The organism is Candidatus Omnitrophota bacterium, from assembly GCA_028707125.1.
In the GTDB taxonomy this organism is placed as follows: Bacteria; Omnitrophota; Gorgyraeia; order Gygaellales; family JAQTUX01; genus JAQTUX01.
This window is the reverse complement of sequence record JAQTUX010000002.1, coordinates 1-20,462: the sequence shown is the minus strand read 5'-3', so window position 1 is coordinate 20,462 and position 20,462 is coordinate 1. Positions and strand designations below refer to the sequence as shown.

Sequence of the window (20,462 nt, the reverse complement as noted above, 5' to 3'; positions counted from 1 at the left end):
TTGCTGATAGCGATAGTCCTTTTGTTTTCTCTGAACGCCGTATGCTATGCCGGGGATCAAGGCGATGCCTTTGTTTCCGTTTCCATCGGCGACGCGCGCACGCTCATACCCATACTTGCCTCTGATTCCTCTTCCGCTGAGATCTGCGGCTTGATCTTTAACGGCCTGCTTAAATACGATAAAGACATAAAACTGACCGGCGACCTGGCAGAGAGCTGGGATGTGCTTGACGCGGGGCTGACCATCGTGTTTCATTTAAGGCGCGGCGTCAAGTGGCATGACGGCAGGGAATTCACCAGCCGCGATGTTGAATTTACCTATAATAAGCTGGTTGACCCGAAAGTCAAGACGCCTTATTCCGGTGACTTTGAGAAGGTCGCTGAACTGGAAGCGGTTGACGATCATACGGTGAGGGTAAGATACAAAGAGCCGTTTTCTCCGGGCCTGAGCAGCTGGGGTATGTGGATCATGCCGGAGCATCTGCTTAAGAATGAGGACCTGGACATATCTGATTTTTCCCGCCGCCCCGTAGGCACCGGCCCCTATAAGTTCAAGAGATGGCTTACGCAGGACAGGATAGAGCTGGAAGCCAACAGCGAATACTTTGAAGGCAGGCCGTTCATAGACAGGTATGTCTACAGGGTCATCCCTGATACGGCGACGATATTCCTTGAGCTTCAGATGGAAAACATAGATTCAGCCGGGCTGACGCCTTTGCAGTACAGGAGGCAGACGGATTCCGGGTTTTTCCGGAGCCGTTTCTCCAAATATAACCTGCCCAGTTTTGGTTTTACCTATTTAGGTTATAATCTGAACAACGATCTATTCAAAGATGTAAGGGTGAGGCAGGCGCTGGACTACGCGGTTGATAAGAATGAGATCATTAAGATCGTGCTGTTGGGGCTGGGCAGGCCGGCTACCGGGCCTTTTGCCCCTGAATCATGGGCATACAATAAGGAGGTGTTGGCGCGCCACTTTGATCCCGCGATGTCAAAGAAGCTGTTGGCTGAAGCCGGTTGGCATGATAGCGATAATGACGGCTGGCTGGACAAAGGCGGCAGGGTATTTGAGTTCACCATCATCACTAATCAGGGCAATGAGCAGAGGATTCGCGTTGCCGAAATAATCCAGAGGCGCCTTGAGCCGTTAGGCGTAAAGGTGAAGCTCAAGGTCATAGAATGGAGCGTGCTGCTGGCGGAGTATATTGACAAGCGTGATTTTGACGCCGTGCTCCTGGGGTGGTCGCTGGGCCGCGAACCCGATATCTTTGATATCTGGCATTCCTCCAAGACCAGAGAAGGAGAATTCAATTTTATCGGCTATAAGAACGCTGAGGTTGACCGCCTGCTGAATGAGGCCAGGCGCGAGTTTGACATAGATAAGCGTAAAGGGTATTACCATAAGGCGCACAAGATGATTTATGACGACCAGCCGTATATGTTCCTCTACGTGCCTGATTCTTTGCAGGCGCTTCATAAGCGCTTCAGGGGCGTTGAGGCCGCGCCTTTGGGGATCGGCTGGAATTTTATCAAATGGTGGGTGCCTTTGAGTGAGCAGAAATACAGGATGAAGCAATGATCGCTTATATATTACGCAGGTTGCTGCATATGATCCCGCTTCTGCTGGGGATCACGGTAATCAGTTTTGCCGTGATACACCTGGCGCCGGGCAAGCCCACCACGATGACCGAGGCGATGAACCCGAAATTCTCTCCCGAAGTCAGGCAGAAACTGGAGCGGCTCTATGGCCTGGACAAGCCGCTTCATATCCAGTATGTGGACTGGTTCAAGCGGGTTGCCAAGCTTGATTTCGGCAGGTCGTTCCTGGATTCAAGGCCGGTAATGGACAAGATAAAGGAGCGCGTAGGCATAACACTGGCGATAAACATACTGGCAATATGCCTGATCTTGGCGGCCGCGCTTCCCATAGGCATAAGCAGCGCGGTGCGGCAGAATACGCTGTATGATAAATTCTTTACCGTGTTTGTTTTTGTGGGATTTGCCATGCCGTCATTTTGGCTGGCGCTGGCGCTGATGGACTTTTTTGGCGTGAAGATGCATTGGTTTCCCATATCAGGGCTGAAGTCGTTGAACTTTGAGTATCTGAGCTGGCCGGGAAAACTTATTGATATGTCCAGCCATCTTGTCCTGCCTGTGTTCGTTTCCGCGTTCGGCGGCCTGGCAGGGATGAGCCGTTATATGAGGCAGAATATGATACGCGAGTTGAAGATGCCCTATATTTATACGGCAAGGGCTAAAGGGCTGCCCGAGAAAGTGGTGATCTACAAGCACGCGATGAAGAACGCGCTGTTGCCGGTGGTGACAATATTGGGGCTTTCAGTGCCCGGGCTTTTAGGCGGCAGCGTGATCCTGGAAAGCGTGTTCGGCATCCCGGGTTTAGGCAAACTCTTTTTTGAGGCGGTAATGAGCAGGGATTATCCTTTGATCATGGCGGAGCTTGTAATAACCTCTATCCTGACCCTGCTGGGCAATATGCTGGCTGATATCTCTTACGCCTGCGTTGACCCGAGGATCAGGTATAAGAAAATATAGATGAGAGAAAACAAAGGTTTGTTTATAGCCGGGGCCATAATAATCTCCCTCTTCGCCATCCTGGCAATATTCGCGCCCGCGGTCGCGCCTTATGACCCGGGCAGCATAGACGCCGATAACCTGCTTATGTCGCCTTCAAAGGCGCACATCTTCGGCACGGATTCGCTGGGCAGGGACATATTCAGCCGTATGGTTTTCGGCGCGCGCATCTCGCTTTCCATAGGTTTTATCGCGGTGGGTATCGCGGTGTTGATCGGGGTGATGCTGGGCTCTATTTCCGGGTTTTACGGCGGCTGGCTGGATTCGCTGATAATGCGTTTCACGGATATAATGTTGTGCTTTCCCGCTTTTTTCCTGATACTGAGCGTCGTGGCTCTGCTTGAACCGTCAATATTCAATATAATGTTCATAATCGGCATTACCAGCTGGATGGGCACTGCCCGCCTTATCCGGGCGGAGATCCTGTCCTTGAGGCACAGGGAGTTTATACAGGCAGAGGTGGCAATAGGGGCCTCCAACTTCAGGATCATCTTCCGGCATCTTATACCTAACGCCATAGGCCCGGTGCTGGTAAGCGCTATCTTAGGCATTTCCGCCGCCATACTTCTTGAGTCGTCTTTAAGTTTTCTCGGCTTAGGCGTTCAGCCGCCCACGCCCAGCTGGGGCAATATGCTTATAGAGGCAAAGTCAACTTTGGGCGTGGCATGGTGGTTGATGTTATTCCCCGGTATGGCGATACTGCTGACTATACTGGGATTTAATTTTATCGGAGAGGGTTTAAGGGGGAGGTCCTGATTGGAAGATCTGCTCAGGATAGAGGGGCTTAAGGTAGATATCCGGATAGGGGATAAGGTGATCTCAGCGGTCAGGGAGGCCACCCTTGCTGTCAGGCCGCGCTCCATATTCGCCCTTGCCGGAGAGAGCGGCTCGGGCAAGACCATCACAGCCCTTTCCATCACCAATATCCTTCCGCCCTCGGCGAGGATCATCAGAGGCAGGGTATATTTTGACGGCTTAGATATATTTTCCCTGAGCCGGCAACGCTTGCAGGAATTGAGGGGCAGCGAGATCTCTTATATTTTTCAGGAGCCGGCAGCGTATCTTAACCCGGTATTATCCATCGGAGAGCAGGTCGGCGAATGCGTGGCGTTCCACCAGAAGACAGACAGGGCCGAGACAAGAAAGAGGGCCATTGAACTTCTCAGGATGGCGAGGATGCCGCGTCCGGAAGACGTGTTCGGGCAGTATCCTCATCAGCTTTCCGGAGGGATGAACCAGAGGGCGATGATAGCTACGGCGCTGGCAAGCAGCCCCAAACTTCTCATCGCGGACGAGCCGACCACCGCGCTTGACGTTAATACCCAGTCAGAGATATTGCGCCTTTTGCTTGACCTGAAAAATAAATTCGGATTTTCCGTTCTATTCATAACCCACGATCTGTCCATTGTGCGTAAGATAGCGGATGATGTGGCGATAATGTACAGGGGAGAGATAGTGGAGTCGGGCGGCAGAGAGCAGATCTTTTCCAGCCCGAAGCACGCGCACACCCGGGAGCTGATCAGCGCGTATGAGGAGCTGGCGGTTTTATGATCGCGCAGATAAAGGACCTGAAAAAATATTTTATGATAGAGGCGGGGCCGTTTAGCGCCGGCTCAAGGCAGGTAACGGCGGTTGACGGAGTGAGTTTTGTCATTAATGAAAATGAATCGGTGGGTCTTGTGGGAGAGTCGGGCTGCGGCAAGACAACGCTGGCAAAGCTCATTTTGAAGATCATCGCCCCCACTTCAGGCGAGGTGAATTTTGATCCGCGCAGCATCGCTAACCCGCGCAAAGACGCGCAGGTCGTGTTCCAGAATCCCTACAACAGCCTCGATCCCTTGATGAAGGTAAGGGACATCCTGTCAGAGCCGCTATTGATACACCGGATCGTACCCAGTGAGCAAGTCGTTGGGGAGATGAAGAGATTGCTCGATCTCTGCCAGATGGATGAGGGCGCGCTTTCCAGATACCCGGATGAATTAAGCCAGGGGCAGAGGCAGAGGATCTGCATTGCCCGCGCGCTGGCGTCTCGTCCGAAACTTCTTGTTTTGGATGAGCCGCTTTCCGCGCTGGACCTGACCATCCAGCGGCAGATCCTGCATCTCTTGCTTGATCTAAGGGAGAGGTTCTCCATTTCTTTTCTGTTCATTTCACACAATATAGCGCTGGTGAAGCGCTTGTCAGAGAAGATACTGGTCATGTATAGAGGTAAGATCGTAGAGGAGGGCGCCAGCGATATAGTGGTCTCGCAGCCTCAGCATCCATACACACGCAGTTTAATCAGGGAGGTGAAATTTGAAAATACTTAGGAGGTATATTGCGGCCGCAGCTGTTTTACTTTTATTCTCCTGGCCCGCATCTGCCGATAAGTTTATCCTTAAGTCAGGCGCCGAGATAGAAGGAGATATAGTAGAAAGAACAGACAGTTATACAAAGGTGGACATCGGCGGGACAGAGGTAACGGTCTTTAACGACGAGATCGCGCAGGAGGGCAGCGCCGCCCCATCAACAGGTAAACATTTTCTCTGGAAGGCCTCTTCAGGCAGCGATACTTGTTATATCCTGGGTTCCGTGCATTTCGCGAAAAAGGAGATCTATCCTCTGGACAGAGAGATAGAAGGCGCTTTTGACAGGGCGGGGGTTTTAGCGGTAGAGGTGGACGTCCTTAATATTGACCCGGTTGAGATACAAAGGATCACCATGGAGAGCGCCGTTTACCCTCCGGGGCGCACTCTTAAACAGGAGATATCTGCGGATGTCTATAATGCAACAGCGGCAAAGCTTAAGGAATTCGGGCTGGATATGGAGCAGTTCGAGATCTTTAAACCCTGGCTTTGCGCCCTGACCATAATCGGGCTTGAATTCCAAAAGCTGGGATTTAACCCTGAAGACGGGGTTGACATGCATTTTCTCAATAAGGCAAGGGGCGTCAAAAAGATAGTCGAACTTGAGACCTTTGATTTTCAGGTCAAGCTTTTAAATTCATTTTCAGACGAACTGCAGGAGCTGTTTTTATCGTCCACGATATTAGAGCTGAGTACCCTTGAGAGCGAGATGGGCAGGATAATGGATGCCTGGCTCTCCGGGGATACCCGTTCGCTTGAAGAGATAATGTTCGCGGAGCTGTCAGGGCACCCGGAGTTCGAGCCGGTTTACGAAAAGATGTTTTTTGAAAGAAATAAGAACATGGCTTCCAGGATAGAGGGGTTCTTAAACAGCGGCGAGACCCATTTTGTGATCGTGGGCGCGGGCCATCTGGTAGGAGAGAGAGGCATCGTCAAATTATTGGAACAGAAAGGATACGGCGTTGAGCAATTATAATTATGCCCTTGGCGCATAAAGTTATTGAAGATAAGGCAGAATTATAATAAAATAGAAGATTATGAGCAAGAAGGTGATCACCTTTATAATGGCCGGCGGCAAGGGGGAGCGGCTGCTGCCGCTTACCAAGGATCGCACTAAACCGGCCGTGCCTTTCGGCGGCATCTACAGGATCATAGATTTCACGTTGTCCAACTGCGTGAACTCCGGCCTGAAGAAGGTCTATGTATTGACGCAATATAAATCCGCTTCCCTTCAAAGGCATATAAGGATGGGCTGGAACATAATGCCCGCGGAGCTCGGGGAGTTTGTTGAGCTGCTTCCCGCGCAGCAGCGGGTCGGCGAGTCCTGGTATTTAGGCACGGCAGACGCCATATACCAGAATATAAATGTGATAGAGGGCGAACAGCCGGACGAGGTGGTGATACTTGCCGGCGACCACATCTACAAGATGAATTATTACAATATGATCAACTATCACCGCGAGCATAACGCCGACCTCACTGTCGGCATAGTAGAGATACCCGCGGATATAGCCGGACAATTCGGCATTATTGATGTTGACGCCTCCGGCAGGGTCAAGGGCTTCAGGGAGAAGCCGTCCAAGGCGGAGGTCGGGGATAAGAAGGTTTTCGCTTCCATGGGTATTTACATATTTAACGCCCGCGTACTGGAAGAGGTGTTAAGGGAAGACGCGGACAGGCATTCACAGCACGATTTCGGCAGGGACATAATACCGTTGATGTTAAACAAGGGCCTGAGCGTATTCGCCTACAATTTCCGCGATGAAAATAAAAGAGAGGCGCAGTACTGGAGGGACATCGGCACCATAGACGCCTATTATGACGCGAACATGGACCTGGTGGAGGTCAGCCCGCTGTTCAATCTCTACGATAAGGAATGGCCTGTAAGGACATACCAGGAGCAGTGCCCGCCGGTAAAGACGGTGTTCAGCGGCGAAGAGGACAAGAAAAGGGTAGGCGTTGTCCTGGATTCTCTGGTGTCCAGCGGCTGCGTCATAAGCGGCGGCAGGGTCCAGCATTCGGTGCTTTCGCCCAACGTGAGGATAAACAGCTATTCAGAGGTTTATGATTCTATTCTGATGGAAGGCGTGGACGTGGGAAGGTACGCGAAGATAAAGAGGGCGATCATTGACAAGGACGCGCGCATCGCTCCTAATTCGGTGATCGGTTATGATATAAAAGAGGATATGAAGAGATTCACGGTTACTGATTCAGGGATTGTGGTAGTTGCTAAGGGTATGGAGATCAAATAACCCCACACTTACGTGTGGGGAATCCAATCTTCTATAGTAGAATAGGGATACTACAGGCGTAAGCCTGTAGAGGAGAAAGAGCATAGGATGATACGCAAAGCCACCATAAACGACGTGAAGCAGATTCAGCGGCTGATAAATTCCTTTGCCGAACGTGATATGATGCTGCCGCGTTCGCTTAACGAGCTATACGAGAACATAAGGGATTTTTTTGTGCGCGTTGAAAGAGGCAGGGTCATCGGCTGCTGCGCCTTGCACATAGTCGGCTGGGAGGGGATGGCTGAGATCAAGTCGCTGGCGGTTGAGAAGAAAAGGCACGGCAGCGGCATAGGCAGGGGGCTTCTTTCCGCCTGCCTTGAAGAGGCGCGCCTGCTTAAGGCAAAAAAGATATTCGCGCTTACGTATTGCCCGGGGTTTTTTAAGAAGTTTGAGTTCAGGCCTATTGACAAATCAAAACTCCCGCATAAAATATGGGCGGAGTGCTGCGATTGCCCGAAGTTCCCCAATTGTAAAGAGACGGCAGTGATCAGAAACCTAAAATAGAGAGGAGAGAAATGGATTATCTTTTGACCGAAGAACAGAAAATGATAAGGGACCTCTGCAGGCAGATAGCGCGGGATAAGATCAAGCCGGTAGCGGCAAAGTATGACGCCTCGGAGGAGTTCCCCTGGGATATGATGAAGATCCTGGCGCAGTCGGACCTTTTTGCCATATTTATCCCGGCAGAGTACGGGGGCATGGGCGGAGGCGTATTGGACCTTTGTATCGCCACCGAAGAATTGTCCCGCGCCTGCGGCGGCATATCTGTATGCTATGCCGCTTCAGCGCTGGGGACGTTCCCCATCATCCTCTTTGGCACGGATGAACAGAAGAAAAAATACCTGCCTCCTCTGGCAAAGGGCGAGAAGATCGCTGCTTTCGGTATCACTGAGCCGGCAGCCGGTTCAGATGCCTCTGCCATACAGACCACGGCTAAGAAATCCGGAGATCACTATATATTGAACGGCACAAAGCATTTTATTACCAACGGCGGCGAGGCAGAGATATACGTGATCATTGCCATGACGGACAAGGCAAAGGGCGCCAGAGGCGCCTCCGCCTTCATCGTTGAAAAAGGCACGCCCGGGTTCACATTCGGCAAAAAAGAAGATAAGCTCGGCATCAGGGCTTCGGCGACCAGAGAGCTTGTCTTTACCGATTGCAAAATACCCGCGGCTAATCTCTTAAGCAAGGAGGGTATGGGGTTTATAGTGACAATGCATACATTTGATAAATCGCGGCCCGGGGTCGCGGCCCAGGCATTAGGCATAGCGCAGGGGGCTTTGGATGAGGCGGTAAAATACTCCACGGAAAGAGAGCAGTTCGGCAAGTCAATAGCGTCGTTTCAGGGCATACAATGGATGCTGGCGGATATGGCGACGGAGGTTGAGGCGGCCCGGGCGCTGGTCTATTCTGTCGCCCGCCACGTGGACGCCGGGGTGAAGAACGTATCAAAGGAATCCGCCATGGCAAAGCTGTTCGCTTCCGACGTGGCAATGAAGGTGACTACCGACGCCGTTCAGATACTGGGCGGTTATGGATACATGAAGGAATACCCCGTGGAGAAGCATATGCGCGATGCCAAGATCACCCAGATCTACGAAGGCACCAACCAGATACAGAGGAACATCATCGCGCTGCAACTGATAAAGGAAGCCAAGAGATAATGTTACCCCACACTTACGTGTGGGGAATAAGGATACTACAGGCGTAAGCCTGTAGAGGATACGATGAATATAATTGTCTGTATAAAGCAGGTTCCCGAGACCACGGAAGTCCGTATAAATCCCGAAACAAACACTCTTATCAGAGAAGGGGTGCAGTCAATAATAAACCCCTTTGATATGTACGCCTTGGAAGAAGGCATACGCCTTAAAGAGAAACTTGGCTGCAAGGCCATTGCCCTTACTATGGGGCCGCCTCAGGCGGAGAACGCGTTAAGGGAGGCGATATCCATGGGGATCGATGACGGCATACTCCTTACCGACCGCGCCTTTGCCGGCAGCGATACCTGGGCTACCAGCTACGCCTTGTCCTGCGCCATAAAAAAGATAGGGAATTACCGCCTGATCATCTGCGGAAAGCAGGCATCCGACGGAGATACCGCGCAGGTGGGCCCCGGCATCGCCACGCACCTTGATATACCCCAGATCACGTATGTGAAGAAGATCGAATCAATAAATGATAAAGAGATAAAGGCCTTCCGCATGACAGAGGAGGGCTATGAGATAATACAGTCGTCCCTGCCGGCGTTGATCACAGTGGTCAAAGAGATAAATGAGCCGCGCCTTCCTTCTTTGAAGGGCAAGATGCGCGCCAGGCAGGCAGTGATTACTAAGTGGAGCGCAGCGGATGCCGCGGCAGACCACAAATATTTAGGCCTCAGCGGTTCTCCCACGCAGGTAGTGAAGATATTTACGCCCGCCCCCAGGCAGGGCGGGCAGATCTTTGAGGGCGAGGCAGCTGACTGCGCCGATAAGTTAGTTGAATTATTAAAGAAAGAAATATGAGCATTCAGATCTCTAAAGAAAAATGCACCGGCTGCAAGCTTTGTATCAAGGTCTGCCCTTTCGGCGCCATAGCCGTTGTGGATAAAAAGGCGGTGGTTGACTTTGACAAGTGCAATCTATGCGGCGCCTGCGAACCGGTGTGCAAGTTCGGCGCCATAGTCATACTGAAGAAGAAGGCCGGCAAGCCGGCGGACTTGAAGGATTATAAAGGCGTATGGGTATTCTGCGAGCAGAAAGAGGGCAAGGTCCAGTCAGTCGCGTATGAACTGCTGGGAAAAGGCAGGGAGCTGGCGGACAAGCTAAAGACAGAGCTGTCCGCGGTCTTGATCGGCAATGATATGGACGGGCAGGTGGATGAGATCATATGGCGGGGGGCGGATATCGTCTATCTTGTGGAAGACCTTCGCCTGCTTCACTATATGGACGATGTCTACGCTTACTGTTTAACGAAGCTGATAAATAAGCACAAGCCGGAGATTGTGCTCTGCGGCGCCACCACCATCGGCCGTTCCCTGATCTCCAAGGTGGCGGTCAAGATATACGCGGGGCTGACCGCGGACTGCACAGGGCTGGACATTGATCTTAAAGAGAGGATGCTGCTTCAGACGCGGCCGGCATTCGGCGGCAATATCATGGCTACGATCATCACTCCTAATCACCGGCCTCAGATGGCAACGGTGCGCCATAAAGTGATGAAGCAGGCGGCGGAGGACAAAAAGAGAAAGGGCAGGGTCATACGGGAAGAGTTCACGCCGGAAGAGCTGGCGTCCAGGACGACCCTGCTTGACGTGGTTGAAGAAATAGAGTCATTGATAAATATATCTGAAGCGGATATAATCGTTTCAGGCGGCAGGGGCATGCGCGGACCGGAGAATTTTAAATTATTAGAGGGGCTGGCCTCTGTCCTGGGCGGCGCAGTCGGCGCATCGCGCTCAGCGGTTGATGCGGGCTGGATGCCTTATTCGCATCAGGTAGGACAGACCGGCAAGACGGTCTGCCCCAAGATCTATTTTGCCTGCGGCATATCGGGGCAGATCCAGCATCTTGTAGGCATGCAGTCGTCAAAGGTGATCGTCGCCATTAACCATGACCCCCATGCCCCCATATTTAAGGTGGCGACATACGGCATAGTGGCCGACCTCTTTGAGGCCGTGCCGCTTCTGACTAAAAAATTCAAAGAAATAAAAGGCGGGTGTTAAATGTATTTCAGGAAATTAGAGCTATGCGGTTTTAAATCGTTCGCTGACAAGACGGTCCTTGATTTTGAGCCCGGCATTACCGCCGTGGTCGGCCCGAACGGCTGCGGCAAGTCCAATATATTTGATTCAATACGCTGGGTCCTGGGCGAGCAGTCGGTCAAGGAACTGCGCGGCTCAAAGATGGAGGACGTTATTTTTAACGGTTCGGATACGAAGCCGAATTTAGGCATGGCAGAGGTATCATTATCGTTCTCCAACGAATCAAAGGCGCTTCCCGTTGATTCCGAAGAGGTGGTCATTACGCGACGGCTTTTCCGTTCCGGAGAGAGCGAATACCTGCTTAACAGCACGCAGGTCCGCCTCAAGGATATTCAAGAGATATTTATGGGCACAGGCATAGGCGCGGAGTCCTATTCACTTATCCAGCAGGGCAAGATAGACCTTATTCTAAGCTCAAGGCCTGAAGACCGCCGCCTTGTCTTTGACGAGGCAAGCGGGATAACAAAATACAAGTCGCAAAAGCGCGAGGCAATGCGCAAGCTTGAAGATACCGAGCAGAACCTGCTGCGCCTCAATGATATTGTCACCGAGGTCAACAGGCAGATAACCTCACTGGAAAGACAGGCGAACAAGGCAAGGCGCTACAGGGAGGTGTTTGATGAATTGAAGGGCTTGGAGCTGAAGTTGGGCGCCAGGCAGTTCTCTGACTTGAATGGCCAGCAGCTGCAGGTGCGGCTGAGCGCGTCTCAGTCGCGTGAGGAGTACGCGGTCAAGTCGGCCCAGATGCAGGAAATAAGCTCGGGCCTGGAAGAGCACAACAGCCGCTTAAGGCAGCTTGAAGAGAGGATCTCTTCATTGAAGGACAAGGTCGTGTCAATGGATAATACCATTGAGAGGGACCGCCAGATGATCGCGGTAGATACCGAGAGGATAGAAGAGTTGCGGTTGAGGGCGGAGAGATTGGCCGGGCAGAGGGCGCAGATAGAACTTAAGGCCAAAGACAATAAGCAGCGGCTGGATGATTTTGAGGGCGAATTTTCCAAGAGGCAGGCGGAGATAGAGGGCAAGAAGGCTTTACGCTCGGAAGCGGAGCGCCTTCTGGACGAGATCGCGAGCAAGGTCAAGGTGCTCAACGACGGCGTAAGCGCGGCAAAAGAGAAGATAATCGGGTTTGCCGGCATTCAGGTCAGGCTGCGCAATGAAAGCGTTGACGCGGACGTCAAGGCGCAGAATACATTCGCGCGCAAAAGGCGGCTGGAACTGGAGCGCGCGAAGCTGGCCCAGGAAAAGAGCGGGGTGGAAGAAGCCCTCGCGGCCGTTGCTTTGGAGGCGCGGCAGATACAGGGTAGATTTGATGAAATAAACTCCAGGGTCAGCTCTTCCGTGGAAAATCTTAATAACGAGAAGGCGATGCTCAAGAGGCTGGAGGAGGAGATCATCTCGCTTGAGAAGGATAAGATGGGCCTTGAGTCGCAGAGGGAGTTTCTGGAGAAGCTTAAATTGAAGTACGAAGATATAAGCGAAACGCACAGGGCGGTCCTGCTGCTGGATAAACTGCCTCAGGAGGAAATAAGCGGTTTTCTTGCCAAGGTGGGCAGCGTATCCGAGTCAGATGACGCGGCAGGCGGATTTTCTTTCAGGGCGGAATGCGAGGCAAAGCCCATTCCTCTGGGCACAAAGGAGATAACGGAAAAGATAGACGCTATGGCCCGGAATATTGCTTCTCTGCAGAATGCCTGCCAGGAAAAGCGGCTGTTCATTGAAGCGCTGGAAAACGAATTATCAAATCACAGGGAAGACCTCCATTCGCAGGAGGTGTCCTTGATAGACAAGAAGTCGCAGCAGACAGGCATAAGAGAGCAGCTGGACAAGTTGAATTCCGAGAAGGAGCTGCTTGATTTTGAGCATCAGGACACGGAAAAGGAGCTGGCAGGGCTGAAATTGCGCCAGGAGACCCTGGGCAACGAATTAAAGGATGTGGAGAACCAGCTCAAAGAACAAAATGACCTTATCGCTTCTTCACAGGAATTGATGCTGTCCCTGGGTTTCAAGAGAGAAGAGCACCTGCTGCAGTTTACGCAGTTGAAGTCAGAGATCGACTCTTTGACCAGATCGATGGATTCAGAGAACGAGACCCTGCGGATGCTCAGGACGACATATGAGCAGGACAGGCAGGCCCTGGGCGCGGCTGTCAAAGAGATAGAGGAGGCGGCCGTTAAGCAGGAAGAGCTGGCTTCCCAGATCAAGTCAATGCAGGAAGAGATCGGCCGCGCGCAGCAGGAGAGGCAGACAGACAGCGCCTTGATCGAGGACTTAAGAGAGCAGTTCAAATTACTGGACGGTAATCTTATTGAAGACAGGAAGCGCCACGCCGAGTTGGCCGGCAGTGTGGAGGAACTCAGCGCCCGGATGCATAAATACGAGATGGCTGATCAGGAGATCAATTTTAAGAAGGGCGCCATCAAAGAAAGGATGCTCCAGGCATACAAGGTAGACATAGATACGCTGCCTGTCGCGGAGGGCGACGCGCCTTTAGATATGGAGGAATGCGTTCAGAAGATAGAGGCGCTTAAGAAACGCGTTGATTCTTACGGCTCTGTGAACCTCGTAGCCATAGAAGAATACGACGAACTTAAGACCAGATACGATTTCCTCATACAGCAGCAGGCCGACCTGGTTTCCGCCAAGGATTCCCTGCACGAGGCGATCCTGAAGATCAACCGCACTACCCGCAAGATGTTCCTGGATACATTTTCCAGGATCACCGAGGAATTCAGGAATTATTTCAAGGTCCTGTTTTCCGGAGGCGACGCGCAGCTGTTCCTTTTAGACGAGAATGACCCGCTTGAATCGGGCATAGAGATAGTGGCCCGGCCGCCGGGAAAAAAGCTGCAGAACGTTCTGCTTCTTTCCGGAGGCGAAAAGTCAATGACCGCCATAGCCCTGATCTTCGCCATATTCAAGGTCAACCCTTCTCCGTTCTGCGTGCTTGACGAAATAGACGCGGCGCTGGATGAGGCGAATGTTGACAGGTTTTCAAGGGTCCTTCAGGAATTTTCCAAGGCCTCGCAGTTCATAGTCATAACCCACAATAAGAAAACCATAGCCAATGCCGGCGTGATGTACGGCATAACTATGGAAGAGTCGGGTGTCTCCAAGATCGTCTCAGTGAAGTTCAGTGAAAATGATAAGAAGGCCGCGGCAGTCAGCCGCGTGCGGCGCGCCGGAGCCGCGGATGAAGAAGTCCCCGCGCCGGCTCAATAGACGCGGTTTTTTCCTTCCTTTTTTGCCTTAAGCAGCATTTTATCGGAGTGTGATATCAGTTCGTGCGGGGTTTTGCCGTCTTGCGGGTAGGTCGCTATTCCGAAGCTGGCAGTAAGCTCTTTGCCGGGCATGATCTCTTCATGGCTGAATTTGTGCCTTATTATGGCTTCGCGCAGCCGTTCCGCCAGCCGTATGGCGTCGGCCTTATTGGCCTGAGGCAGTATAACGGTAAATTCCTCTCCGCCGTACCTGCAAACGTAATCCATCTTTCTTGAGTAGCTCTGAATAAGCCCGGCCAGGTCCCTGAGGATCTTGTCTCCTGTCTGGTGGCCCCAGGTGTCGTTATAGTCCTTGAAGTTGTCCATATCGATCATGATCAGGGATACGGCGCTGTTGAGGGCGCCGGCCTTTTCCAGCTCTTTTTGCAAGGTGTACTGAAAGTAGCCGTGGTTCCAGAGATTAGTGAGTGAATCCGTATGAGAGCGGATTATGGCGTTTTCGTAGAGCCGGGAGTTCTCTATGGCAAGCCCGGCCTGGTTTGCCAGCATCATCAGCAGGCGCAGGTCGTCTTTTGTTATGGGCTTTTTGGTAAATATGTTATCCGCCGTAATGATCCCGTTGACCTTATCCTTGCCCCTTAGGGGGACTATGGCTATTTCTTCAGTATCAAGCATGCGCACCAGAGGGTCGTTTTTATAGTTTACGATCGTTTCTTTTGTCAGGTGAAGGGGCATGGCGTCAAGCACTCCGATAGCAAGCAGATTATTGGAATTCGCTTCAAGGGGTATTTTTATATGGGTTATCTGCCTGTTCAGGGAGGATTCGATCATTCTATCCGATGCCTCATAGGCGCCTATCAGATCGTCCAGGTTCTTTTTCTCTTCTTCTATTTTTGTCCATATCCTGTTGGCCTCTTCGCCGGTATCAGGGCCTATGGCCATTTTCCCTTCAACGATCTTTTCCTGTTCGTTGACCAGGAACAATATGGCGCGGTTAAATCCCAGCCCCACGTGCGCGGTAACCCCGGTCAGTATGATATAGAGGATCTCATCCAGCTGCAGGGTGGTGCGCATCGCGTTTGATATCTCGTAGAGGACGTTAAGCTCCGACCTTGCCCTGTTCAGTTCTTCCTGTATGCTCTTGATGTTTTCCATCTGTTTTATCCTTGTTTTTTGATGTTGAATATATTTAGCATACTTTTGTTGTAAAGTCAAGATTTGCTGTAACTTAGTTTTCTGTTAAAAAATGCTTGACAAGGTTATGTTAGTTTGGTATATATAGTGTCACCCCAAAAGGGGGTATAATCTATATTGTGAAAGATATAAATATAGGTATTGATATCCGGTCCGGTTAAATAGCGGTGAAAATCTAAGGTGCGTATTTATGCGCCGATGGAATTCATCGGCGCAATTTTTTTTCTCAACAACCGCTCTTTTGAGAATCAATTAAATAGCCAAGTAATTGTGCGTGAGCCTCAAACTTTTCTGTTTTTTCGGAGAGTTTGATCCTGGCTCAGAGTGAACGCTGGCGGCGTGGATTAGGCATGCAAGTCGCGCGATGGTGTTTTATCAGCCATAGCGGCAAACGGGTGAGTAATGTGTGGGTAACTTACCCCTAAGTTAAGGATAGCCTGGCGAAAGCCAGAGTAATACTTGATGTGTCCTTGACAGCAAAAGCTGTTAAGGGTAAAGCAGGGGACCGCAAGGCCCTGCGCTTAAGGATAGGCCCACATCCTATCAGCTAGTTGGTAGGGTAACAGCCTACCAAGGCTTTTGACGGGTAGCTGGCCTCAGAGGGTGGTCAGCCACACTGGGACTGAGACACTGCCCAGACTCCTACGGGAGGCTGCAGTCGAGGATCTTTAGCAATGGGCGCAAGCCTGACTATGCGACGCCGCGTGAGGGACGAAGGTTTTCGGATCGTAAACCTCTTTCGATGGGGAAGAACATCCCGATAACGAATAGCTATCGGGACTGACGGTACTCAGAGAAGAAGCCACGGCCAACTCCGTGCCAGCAGCCGCGGTAATACGGGGGTGGCGAGCGTTACTCGGATTCATTGGGTGTAAAGGGCAGGTAGGCGGCCTGATAAGTGAAGGGTGAAATCCCGGAGCTCAACTCCGGAACTGCCTTTCAAACTATCGGGCTTGAGACCGGAAGAGGAAAGCGGAATTCTCGGTGTAAGGGTGAAATCTGTAGATATCGAGAAGAACACCAGTAGCGAAAGCGGCTTTCTGGTCCGGTTCTGACGCTGATCTGCGAAAGCTAGGGGAGCAAACAGGATTAGATACCCTGGTAGTCCTAGCCGTAAACGATGAGCACTAGGTGTTGGTCCGTAAGGGTCAGCGCCGCAAGGTAACCCGTTAAGTGCTCCACCTGGGGACTACGACCGCAAGGTTAAAACTCAAAGGAATTGACGGGGGCCCGCACAAGCGGTGGAACATGTGGTTCAATTCGACGCTACGCGAGAAACCTTACCAGGACTTGACATGCAGGAAGTAGTGAACTGAAAGGGGAACGACCCGTCAAATCGGGAGCCTGCACAGGTGTTGCATGGCTGTCGTCAGCTCGTGCCGTGAGGTGTTGGGTTAAGTCCCTCAACGAGCGCAACCATTGCCCTTTGTTGCTACCCTTGGCATTTCGAAAGGAATGCCTCGGAGCACTCTAAGGGGACCGCCTGCGATAAGCAGGAGGAAGGTGAAGATGACGTCAAGTCAGTACGGCCCTTATGTCCTGGGCTACACACGTGTTACAATCCCCACTACAAAGCGTTGCCAACCCGCGAGGGGGAGCTAATCGCAAAAAAGTGGGGCCAGTTCAGATTGGAGTCTGCAATCCGACTCCATGAAGCCGGAATCGCTAGTAATGGCGGATCAGCACGCCGCCGTGAATACGTTCCCGGGCCTTGTACACACCGCCCGTCAAGCGATGGAAGCCGAAGGTACCAGAAGTGGCTGAGACAATATCAGCCCCCAAGGTAAATTCGGTGACTGGCGCTAAGTCGTAACAAGGTAGCCGTACCGGAAGGTGCGGCTGGATCACCTCCTTTCTAAAATAATCCCTAGTCGACTCGCGACAGGGAGAATTTTAGTGGGTATGTTGGATGATGAGTTTCATCCTGCAAAGTCTGTTTAGTTATACAAAACAAAGCAATCTACACAATTACTTGGCTATTTATTTTATCCGCCATTGAGCTTTGGGAAACATTTGGGCCCATAGCTCAGTTGGTTAGAGCACAGCCCTGATAAGACTGGGGTCAGTGGTTCGAATCCACTTGGGCCCACCAAAATTTTCCGGCAAGGAAAATTTTGGTGGCACTAAAGCGAGCGTAAAAAACCGCGATAAGCGGTTTAGCGAGCGTAGTGCCTTCAGATTAGGGGGGCGTAGCTCAGCTGGGAGAGCACCTGCTTTGCAAGCAGGGGGTCGGCAGTTCAATCCTGCTCGCCTCCATTAATACGCATAAAATTTGTTTCGCGGCCAGTTCCGCGAACCTATGTTCTTTGACAATTTTATATTACCAGAAATCAAGGTCTTTAAGGCTTTGATAGTAGGGTAAAACTACAATAATAACCGAGAGAAAATAATCGAGAGAACCAGATTTAAGTTGTCAAGCTACTAAGGGTCAATAAAGGATGACTTGGCTAGTTAGAGCGATGAAGGACGGGGTAAGCACCGATATGCTCCGGGGAGCAGCAAACATGCTTTGATCCGGGGATTTCCGAATGGGGAAACCCATCCAGAGTAATGTCTGGATATCCTGCCATGAATACATAGTGGCAGGCGGCTACACCGGGCGAATTGAAACATCTAAGTAACCCGAGGAAAATAAATCGATGAGAGATTCCCCCAGTAGTGGCGAGCGAAAAGGGAACAGCCTAAACCCTGCACCGCAAGGTACAGGGGGTTGCGGGACCTTAATGTGGGATGCGGACGGATAGCAGAAGACGCCTGGAAAGGCGCACCAAAGAGAGTGATAGTCTCGTAAGCGAAATCCCGAAGCGCCCTAGAGGTATCCCAAGTACTACGGGACACGTGAAACCCTGTAGGAATCCGGGCCGACCATGGTCCAAGGCTAAATACTAAAACTAGACCGATAGCGTACAAGTACCGCGAGGGAAAGTTGAAAAGAACCCCGGGAGGGGAGTGAAATAGAACCTGAAATTATTGACCTACAAGCTGCAGAAGGGCTATGGGCCGCGCAAGCGGTCAACGCCTGACTGTGTACCTTTTGTATAATGGTCCGACGAGTTATTATGCGGTGCGAGCTTAACTCCTTAAGCGGAGGCAGGCGCAGCGAAAGCGAGTCCTAATAGGGCGACTTAGTACCGTATAATAGACCCGAAACTGAGTGATCTACCCATGGCCAGAGTGAAGCATCGAGAAATCGATGTGGAGGCTTGAACCCATCAGCGTTGAAAAACTGTGGGATGAGCTGTGGGTTGGAGCGAAAGACTAACCAAACTCAGAAATTGCTGGTTCTCCCCGAAATAGCTCTAGGGCTAGCGTCAGATAAATGAGTAGCGGGGGTAGAGTGCTGAATGGGCTAGGGACCCCACCAGGTTGCCAAACCCAACCAAACTCCGAATACCGCTATTTCTTATTCTGGCAGTAAGACGGTGCGGGATAAGCTGCATCGTCAAAAGGGAATCAGCCCAGACCGCAAGCTAAGGTCCCTGAGTATAGGCTAAGTTGTGAAGGATGTGGGATCGCATTAACAGCCAGGATGTTGGCTCAGAGGCAGCCATCATTTAAAGAGTGCGTAACAGCTCACTGGCCGAGCGATTCTGCGCCGAAAATAAGCGGGGATCAAGCCTATTACCGAAGCTGCGGATTGGCCTCGTCTTCGGACGAGGTCAGTGGTAGGGGAGCGTACTTTGGCGGGCGAAGCTGTACCGTGAGGAGCAGTGGACGCCAAGGTAGTGATTATGTCGGAATGAGTAGCGAAAAAACGCGCGAGAAACGCGTTCACCGAAAGTCCAAGGTTTCCTGGGGAAGGTTAATCCGCCCAGGGTTAGTCGATCCTAAGCCGAGGCCATTTGGAGTAGGCGATGGACAAGCCGTTAATATTCGGCTACCGGTTAAGTCGCGTTATTACTTCTTGAGTGACGCAGGAAGGACAGTTGTGCGGACTGTTGGATGTGTCCGTCTAACGCATCGTGAGGTGCGGGGGGAGGTTTAAGCTAAGGCTTAAGCCGAAGTTAACCGCTCCTACACTGCCAAGAAAACCTTAAGAAGAAGTGATTTAACCGCTCGTACCGTAATCCGACACAGGTAGACTGCCAGAATATGGTAAGGTGCTCGAGATAACTCTCGTTAAGGAACTCGGCAATCTAGCCCCGTAACTTCGGGATAAGGGGTGCCTTTGGCGCGAAAGCGACAAAGGTCTCAGTAAAGTGGCCCGGGTGACTGTTTAGCAAAAACACATCTCTCTGCAAACTCGAAAGAGGACGTATAGGGAGTGACACCTGCCCGGTGCTGGAAGGTTAAGGGAAGGAGTCATCCTGCCGCAAGGCGGGAGAAGCTTTGAACCGAAGCCCCAGTAAACGGCGGCCGTAACTATAACGGTCCTAAGGTAGCGAAATTCCTTGTGGGGTAAGTTCCCACGCGCACGAATGGTGTAACGACCTGGGCGCTGTCTCAACGAGAGACTCGGCGAAATTGTAGTGGCGGTGAAGATGCCGTCTACCCGCATCAAGACGAAAAGACCCCAGAACCTTTACTGTAGCCTGGTATTGGATTTTGGTCAAATATGTGTAGGATAGGTGGGAGGCTTTGAAGTCCGGGCGCTAGCCCGGGCAGAGCCGTCGGTGAAATACCACCCTTATTATACTAAAATTCTAACCTGCTTGTCTGAATCGACAAGGGAGACAGTGCCAGGTGGGCAGTTTGACTGGGGCGGTTCCTCTCTAAAGGATAACGAGAGGGCCCAAAGGTTGGCTCAAGCCGGTCGGCAATCGGCTGTAGAGTGTAAGCGCAAAAGCCAGCTTGACTGCAAGGACGACAGTCCGCGCAGGTACGAAAGTAGGGGCTAGTGATCCGGTGGTTGAATATGGAATCGCCATCGCTCAACGGATAATAGGTACTCTGGGGATAACAGGCTAGTCTGACTCGAGAGTTCATATCGACAGTCAGGATCGGCACCTCGATGTCGGCTCATCCTATCCTGGGGCTGTATAAGGTCCCAAGGGTCCGGCTGTTCGCCGGTTAAAAGGGTACGCGAGCTGGGTTCAGAACGTCGTGAGACAGTTCGGTCTCTATCTGAT

The 20,462-nt window shown here is 51.7% G+C and carries 13 protein-coding genes, 2 tRNA genes and 2 rRNA genes; 16 read left to right on the top strand and 1 reads right to left on the bottom strand.

The features are described from left to right. The 12 genes from PHR44_06450 to PHR44_06395 all read left to right on the top strand — a co-directional run bounded on the left by PHR44_06450 (position 1) and on the right by PHR44_06395 (position 14,200). A complete protein-coding gene (locus PHR44_06450; GenBank protein MDD4910293.1) occupies positions 1-1,578 on the top strand; it encodes a peptide-binding protein in 1,578 nt (525 codons plus the stop codon). Continuing rightward, a complete protein-coding gene (locus PHR44_06445) occupies positions 1,575-2,552 on the top strand; it encodes an ABC transporter permease (protein MDD4910292.1) in 978 nt (325 codons plus the stop codon). Before PHR44_06450 ends, PHR44_06445 begins: the two co-directional genes overlap by 4 nt. Then, positions 2,553-3,347 (top strand): ABC transporter permease, encoded by a 795-nt coding sequence (locus PHR44_06440; GenBank protein MDD4910291.1) that lies wholly within the window; start codon positions 2,553-2,555, stop codon positions 3,345-3,347. Further along, positions 3,348-4,142 (top strand): ABC transporter ATP-binding protein, encoded by a 795-nt coding sequence (locus PHR44_06435; protein MDD4910290.1) that lies wholly within the window; start codon positions 3,348-3,350, stop codon positions 4,140-4,142. Then, on the top strand, positions 4,139-4,900 hold the full coding sequence (locus tag PHR44_06430) for an ATP-binding cassette domain-containing protein (protein ID MDD4910289.1): 762 nt from the start codon (positions 4,139-4,141) through the stop codon (positions 4,898-4,900). Before PHR44_06435 ends, PHR44_06430 begins: the two co-directional genes overlap by 4 nt. Next, positions 4,887-5,912, top strand: a complete 1,026-nt coding sequence (locus tag PHR44_06425; protein ID MDD4910288.1) for a TraB/GumN family protein — start codon at positions 4,887-4,889, stop codon at positions 5,910-5,912. Before PHR44_06430 ends, PHR44_06425 begins: the two co-directional genes overlap by 14 nt. Before the next feature lie 61 nt (positions 5,913-5,973). Then, on the top strand, positions 5,974-7,188 hold the full coding sequence (gene glgC, locus PHR44_06420) for a glucose-1-phosphate adenylyltransferase (protein MDD4910287.1): 1,215 nt from the start codon (positions 5,974-5,976) through the stop codon (positions 7,186-7,188). Between the two features lie 87 nt (positions 7,189-7,275). Continuing rightward, positions 7,276-7,731 carry an N-acetyltransferase gene (locus PHR44_06415; GenBank protein ID MDD4910286.1) on the top strand — a complete coding sequence of 152 codons (456 nt, stop codon included), beginning with the start codon at positions 7,276-7,278 and terminating at the stop codon, positions 7,729-7,731. An 11-nt stretch (positions 7,732-7,742) separates the two neighbouring features. Continuing rightward, the gene (locus PHR44_06410) at positions 7,743-8,894 is read left to right on the top strand and encodes an acyl-CoA dehydrogenase family protein (protein MDD4910285.1); all 1,152 of its coding nucleotides are present in this window, start codon (positions 7,743-7,745) and stop codon (positions 8,892-8,894) included. A 63-nt stretch (positions 8,895-8,957) separates the two neighbouring features. Beyond that, on the top strand, positions 8,958-9,737 hold the full coding sequence (locus PHR44_06405) for an electron transfer flavoprotein subunit beta/FixA family protein (protein ID MDD4910284.1): 780 nt from the start codon (positions 8,958-8,960) through the stop codon (positions 9,735-9,737). Next, positions 9,734-10,936 carry an electron transfer flavoprotein subunit alpha gene (locus tag PHR44_06400; GenBank protein MDD4910283.1) on the top strand — a complete coding sequence of 401 codons (1,203 nt, stop codon included), beginning with the start codon at positions 9,734-9,736 and terminating at the stop codon, positions 10,934-10,936. The genes PHR44_06405 and PHR44_06400 overlap by 4 nt, the downstream gene beginning before the upstream one ends. Further along, complete coding sequence (locus tag PHR44_06395; protein ID MDD4910282.1) at positions 10,937-14,200, top strand: AAA family ATPase; 3,264 nt, start codon at positions 10,937-10,939, stop codon at positions 14,198-14,200. Here the strand turns inward: PHR44_06395 and PHR44_06390 are convergent. Beyond that, positions 14,194-15,354, bottom strand: a complete 1,161-nt coding sequence (locus PHR44_06390) for a diguanylate cyclase (protein MDD4910281.1) — start codon at positions 15,352-15,354, stop codon at positions 14,194-14,196. The genes PHR44_06395 and PHR44_06390 overlap by 7 nt on opposite strands. A 335-nt stretch (positions 15,355-15,689) precedes the next feature. Between PHR44_06390 and PHR44_06385 the strand changes: the two genes are divergently transcribed. From PHR44_06385 to PHR44_06370, 4 genes are all read left to right on the top strand, one after another. Beyond that, positions 15,690-17,248, top strand: a 16S ribosomal RNA gene (locus PHR44_06385). A gap of 160 nt (positions 17,249-17,408) precedes the next feature. Next, positions 17,409-17,485: transfer RNA gene (locus tag PHR44_06380), tRNA-Ile, on the top strand. 91 nt (positions 17,486-17,576) lie between these two features. After that, positions 17,577-17,649, top strand: a tRNA-Ala gene (locus tag PHR44_06375). Positions 17,650-17,804: 155 nt separating this feature from the next. Continuing rightward, positions 17,805-20,462: ribosomal RNA gene (locus PHR44_06370) — 23S ribosomal RNA — on the top strand; the annotation flags it as partial.